We start from the raw sequence: 13,803 nt of genomic DNA, 5'->3' as shown, positions 1-13,803 counted from the left end.
TTACGTGAACCGCCTTCGAATCCGCAGGACTGGCACAATCGGGGTGACCTTCGATTCATCAGGGAAACTTCATGCCAGATGCTGTCCCGTCTTCGCCGCCTGCATCAGCTTCACGACGTATCGGCCCTCTGTTTGCCCTGTTTCCCTTCCTGCGGCCCTATGCCGGCCGCTGGGCGCTCGCGTTCCTCGCGCTGGTGACCTCAGCAGGCGCCACGCTAGTGTTGCCGGTGGCGTTCAAATACCTGATCGATCGTGGCTTCGCCGGGGGCGATCGGGCGCACATCGATCGCTATTTCTTCGCGCTGTTTCTCGTTTCGCTGGTACTTGCCGCCGCTACGGCGCTGCGCTTCTACCTCGTGTCGTGGCTGGGTGAGCGGGTCACGGCGGACTTGCGGCGGGCGGTCTATGACCACGTGCTGGGGATGAGTCCGCAGTTCTTCGAGACCACGCAAACCGGCGAGGTGCTGTCACGACTCACCGCCGACACTACTCTGATCCAGGCGGTGGTGGGCACCAGCCTGTCGCTGGGATTGCGCAACTTCTTTCTGTTGACTGGTGGCGTGGCAATGCTGGCGGTGACGAGCCCGGTGCTCTCTGGTTACATCATCGCGACGCTGGTCGTGGTGGTCGCGCCTATCGTGATCTTCGGCCGGCGCGTGCGGCGGCTTTCGCGTGCGAGCCAGGACAAGATCGCGAACACGAGTGCATTGGCAGGCGAGGTGCTCAATGCCATGCCGACCGTGCAGTCGTATACACAGGAACCCTTCGAGGTGCGGCGCTTTGCCGGCGCGGTGGAAGCAGCCTTTGATACAGCGCTCACGCGCATTCGTGCACGCGCCTGGTTGACCGCCGTGGTGATCGTGCTGGTGTTCAGCGCGATCGTGTTCGTGCTGTGGCTCGGCGCGCAAGCGGTGCTTGCCGGGCGTATGACAGCGGGCCAGTTGTCCCAGTTCATTCTCTACGCGGTGTTCACGGCGGGTGCCGTGGGAGCAGTGGCTGAAGTGTGGGGCGATCTGCAGCGTGCCGCCGGCGCCACCGAGCGTTTGCTGCAACTGCTGGCGGCGCGCTCGCCGGTGGTGCAGGCCGAGACCACGGTCGCGTTGCCTGCGCGAGGCGAGGGCATCCGCTTCGACAACGTCAGCTTCTCGTATCCGTCGCGCCCCGGCATTGCCGCGCTTTCCGCACTTTCACTCGATGTCCGTCCGGGCGAACATGTCGCCTTGGTCGGACCGTCCGGCGCGGGCAAGACCACGCTGTTCCAGCTGCTGCTGCGCTTTTACGATCCGCAGTCCGGCAGCATTCTGATCAACGGCGTCCCGACGCGTGATGTGCCGCTCGTCGAGTTGCGCAAGGAAATCGGCGTGGTGCTGCAGGAATCGGTGATCTTTTCCGGCAGCGTGCTCGACAACATCCGCTACGGCGCACCGGATGCCACGCTCGCGCAAGTGCAACGGGCTGCCGAGATGGCCGCCGCGGCCGGCTTTATCGACGAACTGCCGCAAGGCTACGACACTTTTCTCGGCGAGCGTGGTGTGCGACTGTCAGGCGGACAGCGCCAGCGCATTGCGATTGCTCGCGCGATCCTGAAGAATCCGCCCATTCTGTTGCTGGACGAAGCGACCAGTGCGCTCGATGCCGCCAGCGAACGGCTCGTGCAAAAGGCGCTGGACAATGCCGCGCAGAACCGCACCACACTGGTTATCGCGCACCGTCTTGCAACCGTACAACAGGCCGATCGCATCGTTGTGCTGGAACAAGGCCGTATCGTCGCGCAGGGCCGTCACGCTGAGCTTCTTCTGAGTTCATCGCTCTATGCCCAGCTTGCCGCCTTGCAGTTCGGCGAGCAGTTGGGGCATGCGGTGCAGCAAGGCGCGGTGAGCGATCCGATTGACTCGGTGTGACAAGCAAGCCCTACGCAACGCTGTCCCGAGATAAGCGCCGCGCAGCTATTGCGCGCTCGGCCCGGTCGATTGCCTGAGCTGGAATAGGGCTCGCACTTCGTGTCCGTGCTGCGGGCGCTTGCCGTCGAGCACATCGAGCAGATACTGAGCGGTAAGGCGCCCGATCTCGTACGTGTCGACTCGCATCGTCGTCAGCGCGGGGCGTAGCTCTTTCGCGATCTCGAGATCGTCGAAGCCCGTCACGGATAATTCGCCGGGAATCGCGATACCCAGTTCCTCCGCCTCGCGCAGGACGCCAAGCGCAATGTGATCGTTGCCGCAGATGATCGCGGTCGGGTGCTCGCAGGGCGCTTGCCAGATCGAGCGCAGGCTGCGTCGGCCGAATTCGATCGTTGATTTGCCTTCGAGCATGTGCTCCGGCCGCACCGCGAGGCCGTGGCGTTCGAGTGTCGAGCGGATGCCGGCCACGCGCGCCTGCACGCGATCGTTGTCACGCGTCGGCTGGATGCAGACCGCGAACGAGCGATGCCCGAGGCCGATCAGATGTTCGGTGATCTCCGTGTAGGCCGCGTGATTGTCGAAGCCGACGCAGATATGTGGGCTGTCCTTGCGATACGCATACGTGACTGCATACGGCACGCGATAACTCCGCAATGCCTCGAATAGTTCGGGCGGATGAGCCTCGCCCACCACGGCCATTGCCTCGACACCGCGCGCGAGCATGGCGCGCACCTGCACGAGCGCCTGCGCCGGATCGTAGTTCGAGCAACCGAGCACGAGTGTGATGCCGCGTGCCGCGAACGCAGCCTGCATGGCGCTCACCTGCGAAGCGAACACCTGGTCATCCAGCGTTGGAATGATGATGCCGGCAATGTGACTGCGTGTGGACGCGAGCGCGCGGCCCGCTGCGTTGGGAAACCAGTTGAGTGTGAGCGCGGCGTGTTCGACACGCTCGCGCACGTTCGCCGAGACCTTGTCCGGCTCGTTGTAGACCCGCGACACGGTCGCCGTCGATACGCCCGCAAGCTTGGCGACATCGGAAAGCACGGTACGGCCCGTGTTGCGGCGGGCACGGTTCGTCGGAGTTCGGACGGTGGCCGAGGACTCGGGGGAATCGGCGGAATCGGGCATTGGATCAGAAAACGAAGGGTGAATCGGAGAACGCCCGACATCTTACCGCCGCGTGCGCGCGCGGAGCGCGAGCGGACATGGCAGTGGGGGCTCCCGTTCCGGTCACCGGGTGTCTCTGACGGCTGATGCCCACGAGCCTAGCCGCGTTGACCGAGCGCGGCGATGCGCGAGCGGAAATGCTCGGTGCCGGCGACGATCTTGTCGAGCACCGCGTCGAGCGCCCAGAAGCGTTCGCGCACGTCGTAGTCGATCGCGCGGCAGCGGATCGAGTCGAACGTGCCGATGCGCTGGTGATAGATCTTCGCAAGCGCGGGGTAACCTAGCGCTTCGGATACGGCGGAGAGCACGAGAAACGTCGCGAGCTCCTCCGCGAGAGCCGGGTCCTGTGCCGCGTCGTTGCGCAGCCAGTTGTACAGATCCGGGTGGAAGTTCGTGAATACGCCGTTGAAGCCTGCGGAGCCGGCCTTCATGGCGTCCCACGCGATGGCCGCGTTGGCGTTCAGGATCTTCAGCGGCGAGCCCTGGGCGAGCGCGACGCGCCGCTTGACGGTAGTGAGATCGCAACTCACGTCCTTCAGCATGATGAAGCGGCCGGTATCGATGCAGAGCTTCAGTTCATCGTCGGACAGCAGCCGGCGGTAGGGCGCCGGACATTCGTACAAACCGAGCGGCATGTCCGACGGAATACGCGCGAGGAGGCGCTTGAGATTCGCCGCGAAGGCCTCCGTTCCCTGACGATTCGGATCGAGCCGGTTCGTCACGAGCACGACGCCTTGCGCGCCCGTGGCCGCGGCAACGTTCAGCTCTTCGGCCTGGGCATCGGCGTCGTCGCTAATGTGGCCCGAGACCACGACAGGAATGCGGCCGGCGACCTTCTCGACCACGAAGCGTCCCAGCGCGCCACGCTCGGTGAGCGTCAGAAACTGCATTTCACTCGACTGGGCGACGGCGAACAGCGCGTCGGATCCGTGCGCGATGTACCACTCGATCAGGCGTTCGAGTCCGGCGTAGTCGATGGCGCCGGAATCGTCGAACGGCGTCAGCATCACGGGGACGATGCCCTCAACTGAAGTCGTGGCGTGCTTGGCGGTAGTCATGTTGTTGATCTCCGGGAAAGGATTCGATGAGAGGGCGCAGCGGCCGCCTTCAGGCGGGCGCGCGCAGGGTTTCAGTGGAGACGGGCCGGTCGTCGATCGGTTTGCGCACCAGCAGGAGGTAGCTCATGGCGCCGGCAAACGCGATGCCGGCGGCCGTCAGCAAAGCAGGAACGAACGACCAGGTCTGCGCGATATAGCCGGTCAGGATCGGTGCAAGGGCGCCCCCCAGAAAGCCGCCGAAGTTCTGGATCGCGCCGAGCGAGCCGACGCGGTTCGGCGGCGCGGCGGCGGTGGCAAGCGCCCATGAACTGGCGGAGGCGGCATTCGCCAGAAAGATCACCACCGAGATGCATACGATCGCGATCGTGTTGCTCTCGACGAGCGCCGCCGGAATGGTGAACGCGACCATGCCGAGCATCGCGATCACCACCGCATTGCGGCGGCTGGTGACCGGATTCGAGCTGCCGCTCGTGATGAGATCGGAGAACCAGCCGGCCGTGAGCGAGCCCAGAAAGCCGCAGAAGAACGGTATCGACGCAGCAATGCCCGTATGCATCAGGCTCATGTGCCGCTCCATCGTCAGGTAGCCGGGCAGCCACGTGAGGTACACCCAGTTCAGGTAGACCGAGCCGAAGAAGCCGATCAGCATGCCCCACGTGGTGCCGTGAGAAAACAGCGAACGCCAGTCGGCGAACGTGAGCGTGGGGGCCGGCTTGCGGTTCGCTTCGTCGCCTTCGAGATAGTGCCGCTCCGCTTCGCTCATCGTGGCTTTGGCCGGATCGCGATACACGGCGAGCCATACGACAGCGACGATCAGGCCCAGCACGCCCGTCACGATGAAGGCCCAGCGCCAGTGAAACTGAACCACGATGATCGACAGGCAAAGCGGCGCGAGCGCCGTGCCGAGCGGAGACGCCGAATTGAAGATGCCGGTTGGCTTGCCACGCGCACGCAGCGGGAACCAGTTGCTGACGACACGCGCCGCCGACGGAAACTGCGGCGCCTCGCCGATGCCCAGTACGATTCGCGCAAGGATGAACCAGCCGAAAGTCGAGACGAATCCGCCGGCGGCCTGCGCGACTGACCAGACGATCAGGCCGATGCCGAGCAGCTTGCGCGGTCCGATCCGGTCGACGAGGCCGCCCACCGGCAACTGGAACAACGCGTAGCTCCAGGAGAACGCGGACAGCAGCAGGCCCATCTCGCCGAGCGAGAGGCCGAGGTCATGACGGATCAGCGGATTGGCGACCGCGAGCGTGCCGCGGTCCAGATAGTTGACGATGCCGCTCACCATCAGCAGCGTGAGCGCCACGATCTGGGCGCGGCGGATTTTCGGTGGGGCCTGCTCGAGGTTCGGGGTGGCGCTCATGCTGGTTGTCTCCGGTTCATGTGTTTGTTCGGTGCGGGGCGCGCTGATGCGATGTCAGGTCGCCGGGAGATCAGGGTTCTCCAATTGCCATTCCTTGCACTATGTTAGCGCTTACATATTGGTGTGTTGATCGTGTCTCAGGTGGTCATTTCTGCCACGCAGGGGTATGCGTGGCAGAAATGATAGCGCTTACATTTTGAACCGCATCTCGACCAAGTGGCAAGTGTCAGAGTGGGTTTGGCGGGTAAACACCAGTCATTCGCGGTTGAATTCCGGCATTCATGGCGACGCCTGCGCCACCGCGAAGTCAAGCATGGTTTTGAAGCACTAAAACGTCAGAGCGGGCATGTTGCCCGATGTCACTTCACGCCGTGCTTCGCCTGCCAGCGTTGCATGAACGCGATTTCATCGTGTTGCGCCTTGATGATGTTTCGGGCCAGGCGCTTCAACTCGGGATCTTTGCCGTATTTCAGTTCGACCTGCGCCATTTCGACCGCGCCTTGATGATGCGGAATCATGTGAGCGACGAAGTCCTTGTCGGCATCGCCCGTGTAGGCAGGTGCATCCATGGCCTGCATCATTTTCTCGTCGGCGTTCTTGAACGCCTGCGTCGATGCGCTCGACCCGGCGTCCGCTGAACCGGACATGTCCATGCCGGGCATCGACGCACCCTGCTGAGCGTAGACGGGCGCCGCGGCGACAGCAAACGCGACACCGCTGAAAAGGCAAAGGGCACGGAATGCACGAAGGTTTTTCATATTGGATGTTCCGTTGGGAGAAAGTGATATCAGGCAACCATGACGCCTGCGGACAGGGTGCCCAGCTTAATCGATAGACACAGCTTCATGCGATCCGTTTAGCGCTTGAGCGAAGGATGAAACCCCGCCGCTTCGATGGCCTCGATGACGCGTTCAGGTGGCAAGGTCGATGCGACCTTCACGATTTTAACGGCGACATCGACGTCGAGCTTCGCCTCCGGATCGATGCGAGTTACTGCACGAGTAATGGCGTTGGCGCATCCGCCGCATGACATGTCCGGGATTTGGAATTCCATTTCTTGCCTCCGATGAGAAATCAGAACTTAAGGTTGGACCATCCCACCGCGGGAAGGTCAAGCATATACATTCATGTTGTTGATGCTGCCGCCAACCGTGGCCCTATCTGTTCAACAAGCCGCCATAGATTGCAGTGGTCCTAGCCTTACAGTCTTCTTAAACAGCGTGCTAGACTCCGTACCCATGTCTTACTGGCGCAAACTCTTTCTCGTCGTGCTGCTCGCGGTGAGCCTTCCGGTTCAGTCGTTCGCGGCCGTCTCCATGAAATGCGCTTCGTCGCATGTTGGTGGAGCAGGGGTGTCCACGCTCCATGAGAATGCCGGCGAGGCAACTCATCAACATGACCACGCCGCGATGATGGCCGATAGCGCCAATGACATCGCCAGTGCCCATTCGCAGAACCACAGTCACCCTGGCGGCGCGCATCACGCGCATGCCTGTTCGACCTGCGCGTCGTGCTGTTTCGGCGGCGGCTTGCCGGCCGCTCCGGTTGCGGCGATATCCGCTGACGCTGTCCATTTCGCTGTGCCTCTTGCTCCCTCGGTCCGTGTCGCGTCGTTCCTGACTGACGGCATCGAACGACCTCCCCGAATCTCTCTCGTCTAGTTCCTTCGCAGCGTGATGCTGCGATGTTCAATTTCGCCTTGATGGCCGCACGTTGCGCGTTGGCCGTCCGGGTGGCATACGACGAGAAAATCAATGCGAACGTTTATTGCGGCGCTGCTCGGCGCGACGGCAGTATTGCCGGCGCTCGTGCACGCCACGCCCCCAAATCCTGACCCGGCGGATGCCGCCGCATCGGTTCCGGCGGTCAATGTGCCGTCTGTCTTCGCGGACTATCGGCCATACCGGGAACAGAAGGCGCCCACCTGGCAAGCGCTCAACCGCGCGGTGGCGAGCCCATCGGGCAAGGCCGGGATGGACCACGGTCAAATGCATTCGGGTGATGCCGATGCCGACGCCAACCAAGGCTCTAACCACAGCGGCCACGGCGCCCATCAGGAGGGGCCGGCAGAATGAAGCAGCCTCTCTTTCCCACTGGCCGGCTCATTGCCGCCACTACCGCATTGGCGTTTCTCGTCGGCTGCACGACCTTTTCGAAGGACGGCGGCTTCGACACCGTTTCAACAACAGCATCGCAGCGGCTCGGCAAAGACGCCGTACTGGTCAAAACAGAGGAAGACCGAAACGCTGTCGCCAAACTCACGCAGGAACTGCTATCCCGACCACTCGGCATGGACGACGCGATTCAGATCGCACTATTGAATAACCGCGGATTGCAGGCCTCGTATAGCGAACTCGGCATTGCCGAGGCGGACCTGGTGCAGGCGGGACGACTGCCGAATCCCGGCTTCACATTCAGCCGCACGCACGGCGGCAGCGATCTGAGCATCAGCCGCACGTTCACGCTTGGCTTGTTGAACGTGCTGACGCTGCCGTTGGCGACGCGCATCGAGAGCCGCCGTTTCGAGCAGACCCGGCTGCTCGCAGCGGACGCCATGCTCAAAGTCGCCGCCGATGCTCGACGCGCCTATGTCGGCGCGGTCGCGGCGAAGCAGTCCGCGGCCTACGCGGAGCAGGTGAAGGACTCGGCGGAAGCCGGCGCCGAACTTGCGTTGCGCATGCAGCAAGCCGGCAACTTCAGCAAGCTCGACTATGCGCGTGAGCAGGCCTTCTACGCGGAAGCCGTGGCGCAAGCGGCAAAAGCGCGGCAGCAGTCGGTAGCCGCGCGGGAAAAGCTCACTCGCACGATGGGTCTATGGGGTTCGCAAGCACAGTACGACCTTCCCGAACGTCTGCCTGACCTGCCTGCAACGAGGCCCGAATTGCAGGACCTCGAACGCTTCGCGATGCAGAACCGCCTGGACATCCAGGCAGCAAAACTCCAGACGCAGAGCGTTGCGAGCTCACTGGGCCTAAGCCGGGCAACGCGATTCATCAATGCGCTGGATGTCGGCTATCAGAACAATTTCACGACCTCCGACGGCCGCGAGCAGGGCTACGAGATCAGCGTTGAGATTCCGATTTTCGATTGGGGTGCCTCGAAAGTGGCCCGCGCCGAAGCGATCTATCTGCAGTCGGCGAACCGCGTCGCCGAGACCGCAATCAACGCGCGCTCGGAGGTTCGAGAATCGTATTCGGCCTACGTGACCGATTACGACGTTGCGAAGCACTATCGCGACGAAGTCGTACCGATCCGCAAAATGATTTCGGACGAACTGCTGCTTCGCTATAACGGCATGCTCGCGAGCGTGTTCGAACTGCTCGCCGATTCGCGCGATCAGATCGGCGCGGTGAACAGCTATATCGACGCGCTCAAAGACTACTGGCTCGCGGAGACCGACCTGCAACAGGCGCTCGGTGGCCGTCTGCCGGCTCTCGCGATGGCCTCGGCGCCATTTACATCCATGACGCCGCAAGCGTCGTCCACAGATTCTGAAGGTCAATGACATGGTGTCTCGTCGAAATTTTCTGGGCGGCTCTGGAGCCGCGTTGTTGGGCGCGGCGCTCGTCAGCAAGGCCGGTGCCGCGTCATTGCCTGAGGCGCCCACGATGGCCAAGGCCGCGATGCAGGCACCGCTTGCGCCTCCAAACGGTCGGCCTTATGCACCCGTCGCCACGTTGAACGGTTGGTCGCTGCCGTGGCGTATGAAGAATGGCTGGAAAGAGTTTCATCTGATTGCCGAGCCGGTGGTGCGCGAACTGGCGCCGGGCATGAGCGCGAACCTGTGGGGCTATAACGGCCAGGCGCCAGGGCCGACCATCGAGGCCGTTGAAGGCGACAAGGTGCGCATCTTCGTGACCAACAAGCTGCCCGAGCACACCGCGGTTCACTGGCACGGCATGCTCCTGCCGTGCGGCATGGATGGCGTCGGCGGTCTCACGCAGCCGCACATTCCGCCGGGCAAGACCTTTGTCTACGAGTTTCAACTGGAGAAACACGGCACCTTCATGTATCACCCGCACGCCGACGAGATGGTGCAGATGGCAATGGGCATGATGGGTACATTCATTGTTCATCCGAAAGACCCGGGCGTCATGCAGGTGGATCGCGACTTCGTATTCATCATGTCCGCATACGATATCGACCCGGGCAGTTTCACGCCGCGCGTGAATGAGATGACCGACTTCAACATGTGGACGTGGAATGCGCGCGTCTTTCCAGGCATCGACTCCTTGCCGGTACGCGCCGGCGATCGTGTGCGCATCCGCGTCGGCAATCTGACGATGACCAATCATCCGATCCATCTGCACGGCTATCACTTCGAAGTGGTGGGGACGGACGGCGGATGGATTCCACCTTCCGCCCGCTGGCCCGAGGTGACCGCGGACGTTGCCGTTGGCCAGATGCGCGCCATCGAGTTCACAGCGAACCGTCCGGGCGACTGGGCGTTTCATTGCCACAAGTCCCATCACACCATGAACGCGATGGGCCATCAGGTACCGAACCTGATCGGTGTGCCGCAGAAAGACCTCGCGCAACGCATCAACAAGCTGGTGCCCGATTACATGGCGATGGGCAGCACGGGCGGCTCGATGGGCGGGATGGAAATGCCGCTGCCCGACAACACGCTGCCGATGATGACCGGCGCGGGGCCGTTCGGCGCGCTGGAGATGGGCGGCATGTTCACGGTCGTGAAAGTACGGGAGGGATTGGGGCGCAACGACTATCGCGACCCGGAGTGGTTCAGGCATCCCAAGGGGACGGTGGCCTATGAGTACACCGGCGAGATACCGGAGAATTGAGCCGGCAGTGCGGCGCGCCCATCCAGGGAAAACCTTACCGATCCTTTGTACGCTAGCTCACCAAGAGGAGCCAAACTTTACGTGGCCAAACTTTTGAGATGTTATGCTCAACCGTCCCTTCCTTCGCAGCAAACAGGCCGTGCCATTTTAAAAAATACCTAATTAATTAGGAGTCGGGCATGTTGAGAAAAGTCTTCGATCGGGCGAAACAGATCCGACGTAGCGAGGGATTCAAGCATTCCGTGGCCATGCCGCGCCGGATTTCGCTTCATGCTACACAGCGTTTGAACAGGGGCATCTTTTCCATCGAGATTCAGGAGAACTCCGGGTTTTTCTCCGTGATGCAGATGGTCCTGTTTATTCTGATGTATTGCGACGAAAAATGCCTCACCCCGTGCATTAGCGCACGCGGCGGGCTGTATGGTGATGCCGAAGGAAAACTGGACTGGTTCTCGGCATTCTTCGAGTCCGTGCACTCCACCTCCGGAGCCGCGATCACTCATAAGATCAGAACGTCGACAGTGCGCGACCTGGTCCAACTGGGCTTTCGTCAGCGTTATGAAGCCCGGCTTCGCCTCAGGAGTGCAAGCGAGCTCTTCTTCGCGCACTATCGTCCGGCCGCGCATATCGGCGAAGAAGTCGACGCGATCTGCCAGAAGCTAGGGCTCGGCACGTCGACCCTTGGTGCGCATTTCAGAGGGACCGACAAGGCGCAGGAAGCCGTCCCGGTTTCATGGGGAAGCTTTTGCCGGCAGGTGGAAGCCACGCTCGCGGAAAACCCGCACTTGACCAATATTTTTGTCTCGAGCGACGAACGGGCGTTTATCGATTTTTTTGTCGCGTGGCCATTCAGTAAGCCGGTCAGGGTCGCACCGGCAAAACATCTCGCCTGCGGCAGCACGCCCGTTCACTTCAGCGGTTATCCGGGACTCGAAATCGGCCGCGAAGCGCTGGTGTCCTGCCTGCTTCTGGCCAATTGCGGGTTCCTCGTGAAGACGCCGTCCTATCTCTCCGCATGGTCGAAGATATTCAATCCCTCCCTTCCGGTGAAGCTCGTCTCGCCGCCGCGTCCGGACGCGTTCTGGTTTCCCGATAGCCGGCTCTGGATCGAACAGGCTACGCGTGAAGCCGCTCAAGCCGCTCAGGCGGTGCATGCGGTTCAAGCGAGTAAGGCGGCCAAGGCGGCTTAAGCCATTTAAGTCGCTTAGGCCGCTTAAGCCACTTAAGCGCCAGCCGTTTTCAGGCAAGTAGGACGAAAGCCCGAAACTCTCCCAGCAAGACCATACCGCCGCGCTAGCCCGGCGCTCTCCCGCACCACGCCCATCGTTTTTACGAAACTCCGCGAAGTATTAACGCTGCGTTTACGCGGATTTTCCTAAATTTCACGGTGCAGGAGTCCCCTGTGGGAGACCGGACCATGGATCTGCTTTACCTCATCGCAATCATTGCATTCAGCGGCCTCGTCGCGGCCTTCGTGATTGGCTGTGACAAGCTTCACCGCGCGCCCGGAGGCCGTCCATGACCACCTGGATGACCTGGCTCGCGGCGGCCTCGACGCTGATTCTGTTCGCTTACCTCGTGTATGCCTTGCTACGCGCGGAGGCTCTCGAATGAACTTCAATAACCTGTTTCAGCCCGGCCTGTACATCGTCGTGCTGATTGCGCTCGCCATCCCGCTCAGCCGTTACATGACCGGTGTGGTGGACGGTTCTTCGGTCGTCGTGCGCCGGATAGGGCGGCCGATCGAAACCGCGCTCTACAAGCTCGCCGGGGTCGACCCCAGCGCCGAAATGTCATGGAAGCACTACGCGCTGGCCGTGCTGGTCTTCAACACGCTCGGTGTGCTCGCGGTGTATGGATTTCTGCGTTTGCAGCAATGGTTGCCTGCGAATCCGCAGGGCTTCGGACCGATGACGCCCGACGCCGCCTTCAACACGGCGGTCAGCTTCGTGACCAACACGAACTGGCAGGACTACACGCCGGAATCGACTGTCAGCTATCTGACGCAGATGGCCGCGCTGACGGTGCAAAACTTCTTCTCAGCTGCCACCGGCATTGCTGTCGTGATCGCGCTGATTCGCGGTTTCGCACGCCATACGGCGTCGACGATCGGCAATTTCTGGGTCGATCTCACGCGTATCACGCTGTATATCCTCGCGCCGCTCGCGACGGTCATCGCGCTCGTCCTGATCAGTCAAGGGGTGCTTCAGAACTTCAAGTCGTATGAAGACGTGCCGACGCTGCAGGTGACGACCTATCAAACGCCGAAGACCGATGCCCAGGGCAATCCCGTCAAGGACGCCAAGGGCAATCCGGTGATGGTGGACAACAAGGCCGACAAGCAGACCATCGCCATGGGGCCGGTTGCGTCGCAGGAAGCGATCAAGATGCTCGGCACCAACGGCGGCGGCTTTTTCAACGCCAATTCCGCGCACCCATACGAAAACCCGACGCCGTTCGCCAACTTCGTTCAGATGATAGCGATGCTCGTTATCCCGGCTGCGTTGTGCCTGGTGTTCGGCCGGATGGTGGGCGACAAGCGCCAGGGCTATGCGGTGCTTGCCGCGATGACGATCGCGTTCGCGGTCGCCTGTTGGGGCGAGATTTCGTCTGAGCAGAACGGCAATCCGTTGTATGCATCGTTGCATGTCGATCAAACGGCGTCGACCGCGCAAACCGGCGGCAACATGGAAGGCAAGGAAGCCCGCTTCGGCATCGCGCAGTCCGGCATCTTCACCGTGGCGACCACCGCCGCCTCGTGTGGCGCCGTTCTCAACACGCACGATTCGTTGACGCCGATGGGCGGCTTTGTTCCGCTCCTGCTGATCGAACTCGGTGAGGTGATCTTCGGCGGCGTTGGCTCGGGCCTGTACGGCATGCTCGTGTTCGCCTTGCTCGCGGTGTTCGTGGCCGGCCTGATGATCGGGCGAACACCGGAATACATCGGCAAGAAGATCGAGTCGTACGAGATGAAGATGGTGTCCATTGCCGTGCTGCTCACGCCGCTGCTCGTGCTGGTTGGTGCGTCGATCGGCGTGCTGACGGCGGCCGGCGTGGCGGGCGTCTCCAATCCCGGGCCGCACGGATTCTCCGAGATTCTGTACGCCTACAGTTCGGCCGCCAATAACAACGGCAGCGCTTTCGCGGGCCTCTCGGTCAATACGCCGTTCTACAACAGCACGCTGGCCATCGCCATGTGGTTCGGCCGCTTCGGGTCGATTGTGCCGGTGCTGGCGATCGCCGGATCGCTAGCCGCAAAGAAACGCATCTCCGCGACCGCCGGCACGCTGCCGACACACGGCCCACTGTTCGTCGTGCTGCTGCTCGGCACCGTGGTGCTGGTCGGCGCCCTGACGTACGTGCCTGCACTGGCGCTCGGCCCGGTCGTTGAACATCTGATCATGGTCGCGGGACATTGACTGAGAGGACAGCATGACTAACGGACTCCAACCACCGGTTCATCAGCCGGGCAACATCGGTCAGGCGCGCAACGCCGCGCGCTC

13 protein-coding genes are annotated in these 13,803 nt (G+C 62.1%); 8 read left to right on the top strand and 5 right to left on the bottom strand.

All coding sequences use genetic code 11. The annotated features are described in order from the left end of the window. Positions 1–71: 71 nt before the first annotated feature. Complete coding sequence (locus tag PQQ86_RS33655; protein ID WP_408277090.1) at positions 72–1,901, top strand: ABC transporter transmembrane domain-containing protein; 1,830 nt, start codon at positions 72–74, stop codon at positions 1,899–1,901. Between the two features lie 45 nt (positions 1,902–1,946). On the opposite strand, the gene PQQ86_RS33650 is transcribed toward PQQ86_RS33655, so the two are convergent. The 5 genes from PQQ86_RS33650 to PQQ86_RS33630 form a co-directional block, all read right to left on the bottom strand. After that, the gene (locus PQQ86_RS33650) at positions 1,947–3,032 is read right to left on the bottom strand and encodes a LacI family DNA-binding transcriptional regulator (protein ID WP_408277087.1); all 1,086 of its coding nucleotides are present in this window, start codon (positions 3,030–3,032) and stop codon (positions 1,947–1,949) included. 137 nt (positions 3,033–3,169) lie between these two features. Further along, positions 3,170–4,129: a dihydrodipicolinate synthase family protein gene (locus PQQ86_RS33645; protein ID WP_408277085.1), complete on the bottom strand. Its 960-nt coding sequence runs from the start codon at positions 4,127–4,129 to the stop codon at positions 3,170–3,172. 49 nt (positions 4,130–4,178) lie between these two features. Continuing rightward, positions 4,179–5,498: an MFS transporter gene (locus PQQ86_RS33640; protein WP_408277082.1), complete on the bottom strand. Its 1,320-nt coding sequence runs from the start codon at positions 5,496–5,498 to the stop codon at positions 4,179–4,181. Positions 5,499–5,857: 359 nt separating this feature from the next. Further along, positions 5,858–6,256, bottom strand: coding sequence for a CopM family metallochaperone (gene copM, locus PQQ86_RS33635; protein WP_408277080.1), 399 nt, complete (start codon positions 6,254–6,256; stop codon positions 5,858–5,860). A gap of 98 nt (positions 6,257–6,354) precedes the next feature. Beyond that, a complete protein-coding gene (locus PQQ86_RS33630; protein WP_408277077.1) occupies positions 6,355–6,552 on the bottom strand; it encodes a heavy-metal-associated domain-containing protein in 198 nt (65 codons plus the stop codon). 73 nt (positions 6,553–6,625) lie between these two features. On the opposite strand from PQQ86_RS33630, the gene PQQ86_RS33625 reads away from it, so the two are divergent. The 7 genes from PQQ86_RS33625 (at position 6,626) to kdpA (ending at position 13,719) form a co-directional block, all read left to right on the top strand. Then, positions 6,626–7,159, top strand: a complete 534-nt coding sequence (locus PQQ86_RS33625) for a hypothetical protein (RefSeq protein ID WP_408277074.1) — start codon at positions 6,626–6,628, stop codon at positions 7,157–7,159. 93 nt (positions 7,160–7,252) lie between these two features. After that, positions 7,253–7,573, top strand: coding sequence for a hypothetical protein (locus PQQ86_RS33620; protein WP_408277072.1), 321 nt, complete (start codon positions 7,253–7,255; stop codon positions 7,571–7,573). Then, entirely contained in the window at positions 7,570–9,003 is a 1,434-nt protein-coding gene (locus tag PQQ86_RS33615) for a TolC family protein (RefSeq protein WP_408277070.1), read from the top strand. Before PQQ86_RS33620 ends, PQQ86_RS33615 begins: the two co-directional genes overlap by 4 nt. Position 9,004: 1 nt before the next feature. Next, the gene (locus tag PQQ86_RS33610) at positions 9,005–10,300 is read left to right on the top strand and encodes a multicopper oxidase domain-containing protein (RefSeq protein ID WP_408277067.1); all 1,296 of its coding nucleotides are present in this window, start codon (positions 9,005–9,007) and stop codon (positions 10,298–10,300) included. Between the two features lie 179 nt (positions 10,301–10,479). Beyond that, positions 10,480–11,490: an O-fucosyltransferase family protein gene (locus PQQ86_RS33605; RefSeq protein WP_408277064.1), complete on the top strand. Its 1,011-nt coding sequence runs from the start codon at positions 10,480–10,482 to the stop codon at positions 11,488–11,490. Between the two features lie 328 nt (positions 11,491–11,818). Further along, the gene (kdpF, locus tag PQQ86_RS33600; protein ID WP_028193906.1) at positions 11,819–11,914 is read left to right on the top strand and encodes a K(+)-transporting ATPase subunit F; all 96 of its coding nucleotides are present in this window, start codon (positions 11,819–11,821) and stop codon (positions 11,912–11,914) included. Beyond that, positions 11,911–13,719, top strand: coding sequence for a potassium-transporting ATPase subunit KdpA (kdpA, locus tag PQQ86_RS33595; RefSeq protein ID WP_408277062.1), 1,809 nt, complete (start codon positions 11,911–11,913; stop codon positions 13,717–13,719). Before kdpF ends, kdpA begins: the two co-directional genes overlap by 4 nt. Positions 13,720–13,803: the final 84 nt, after the last annotated feature.

The sequence above is a fragment of the Paraburkholderia sediminicola genome (assembly GCF_046026675.1).
Classification (GTDB): Bacteria; Pseudomonadota; Gammaproteobacteria; order Burkholderiales; family Burkholderiaceae; genus Paraburkholderia; species Paraburkholderia sediminicola_F.
The sequence above is the reverse complement of the archived record's forward strand: the minus strand, read 5'-3'. Positions and strand labels throughout refer to the sequence as shown.

Bases quoted from the DNA above. Each gene is read 5' to 3' on its own strand.
- PQQ86_RS33605 (WP_408277064.1), top strand. From the start codon at position 10,480: ATGTTGAGAAAAGTCTTCGATCGGGCGAAACAGATCCGACGTAGCGAG.
- copM (WP_408277080.1), bottom strand. From the start codon at position 6,256: ATGAAAAACCTTCGTGCATTCCGTGCCCTTTGCCTTTTCAGCGGTGTC.
- PQQ86_RS33625 (WP_408277074.1), top strand. From the start codon at position 6,626: ATGTTGTTGATGCTGCCGCCAACCGTGGCCCTATCTGTTCAACAAGCC.
- PQQ86_RS33620 (WP_408277072.1), top strand. From the start codon at position 7,253: ATGCGAACGTTTATTGCGGCGCTGCTCGGCGCGACGGCAGTATTGCCG.
- PQQ86_RS33610 (WP_408277067.1), top strand. From the start codon at position 9,005: ATGGTGTCTCGTCGAAATTTTCTGGGCGGCTCTGGAGCCGCGTTGTTG.
- kdpA (WP_408277062.1), top strand. From the start codon at position 11,911: ATGAACTTCAATAACCTGTTTCAGCCCGGCCTGTACATCGTCGTGCTG.
- PQQ86_RS33655 (WP_408277090.1), top strand. From the start codon at position 72: ATGCCAGATGCTGTCCCGTCTTCGCCGCCTGCATCAGCTTCACGACGT.
- PQQ86_RS33640 (WP_408277082.1), bottom strand. From the start codon at position 5,498: ATGAGCGCCACCCCGAACCTCGAGCAGGCCCCACCGAAAATCCGCCGC.
- PQQ86_RS33615 (WP_408277070.1), top strand. From the start codon at position 7,570: ATGAAGCAGCCTCTCTTTCCCACTGGCCGGCTCATTGCCGCCACTACC.
- PQQ86_RS33650 (WP_408277087.1), bottom strand. From the start codon at position 3,032: ATGCCCGATTCCGCCGATTCCCCCGAGTCCTCGGCCACCGTCCGAACT.
- PQQ86_RS33645 (WP_408277085.1), bottom strand. From the start codon at position 4,129: ATGACTACCGCCAAGCACGCCACGACTTCAGTTGAGGGCATCGTCCCC.
- kdpF (WP_028193906.1), top strand. From the start codon at position 11,819: ATGACCACCTGGATGACCTGGCTCGCGGCGGCCTCGACGCTGATTCTG.
- PQQ86_RS33630 (WP_408277077.1), bottom strand. From the start codon at position 6,552: ATGGAATTCCAAATCCCGGACATGTCATGCGGCGGATGCGCCAACGCC.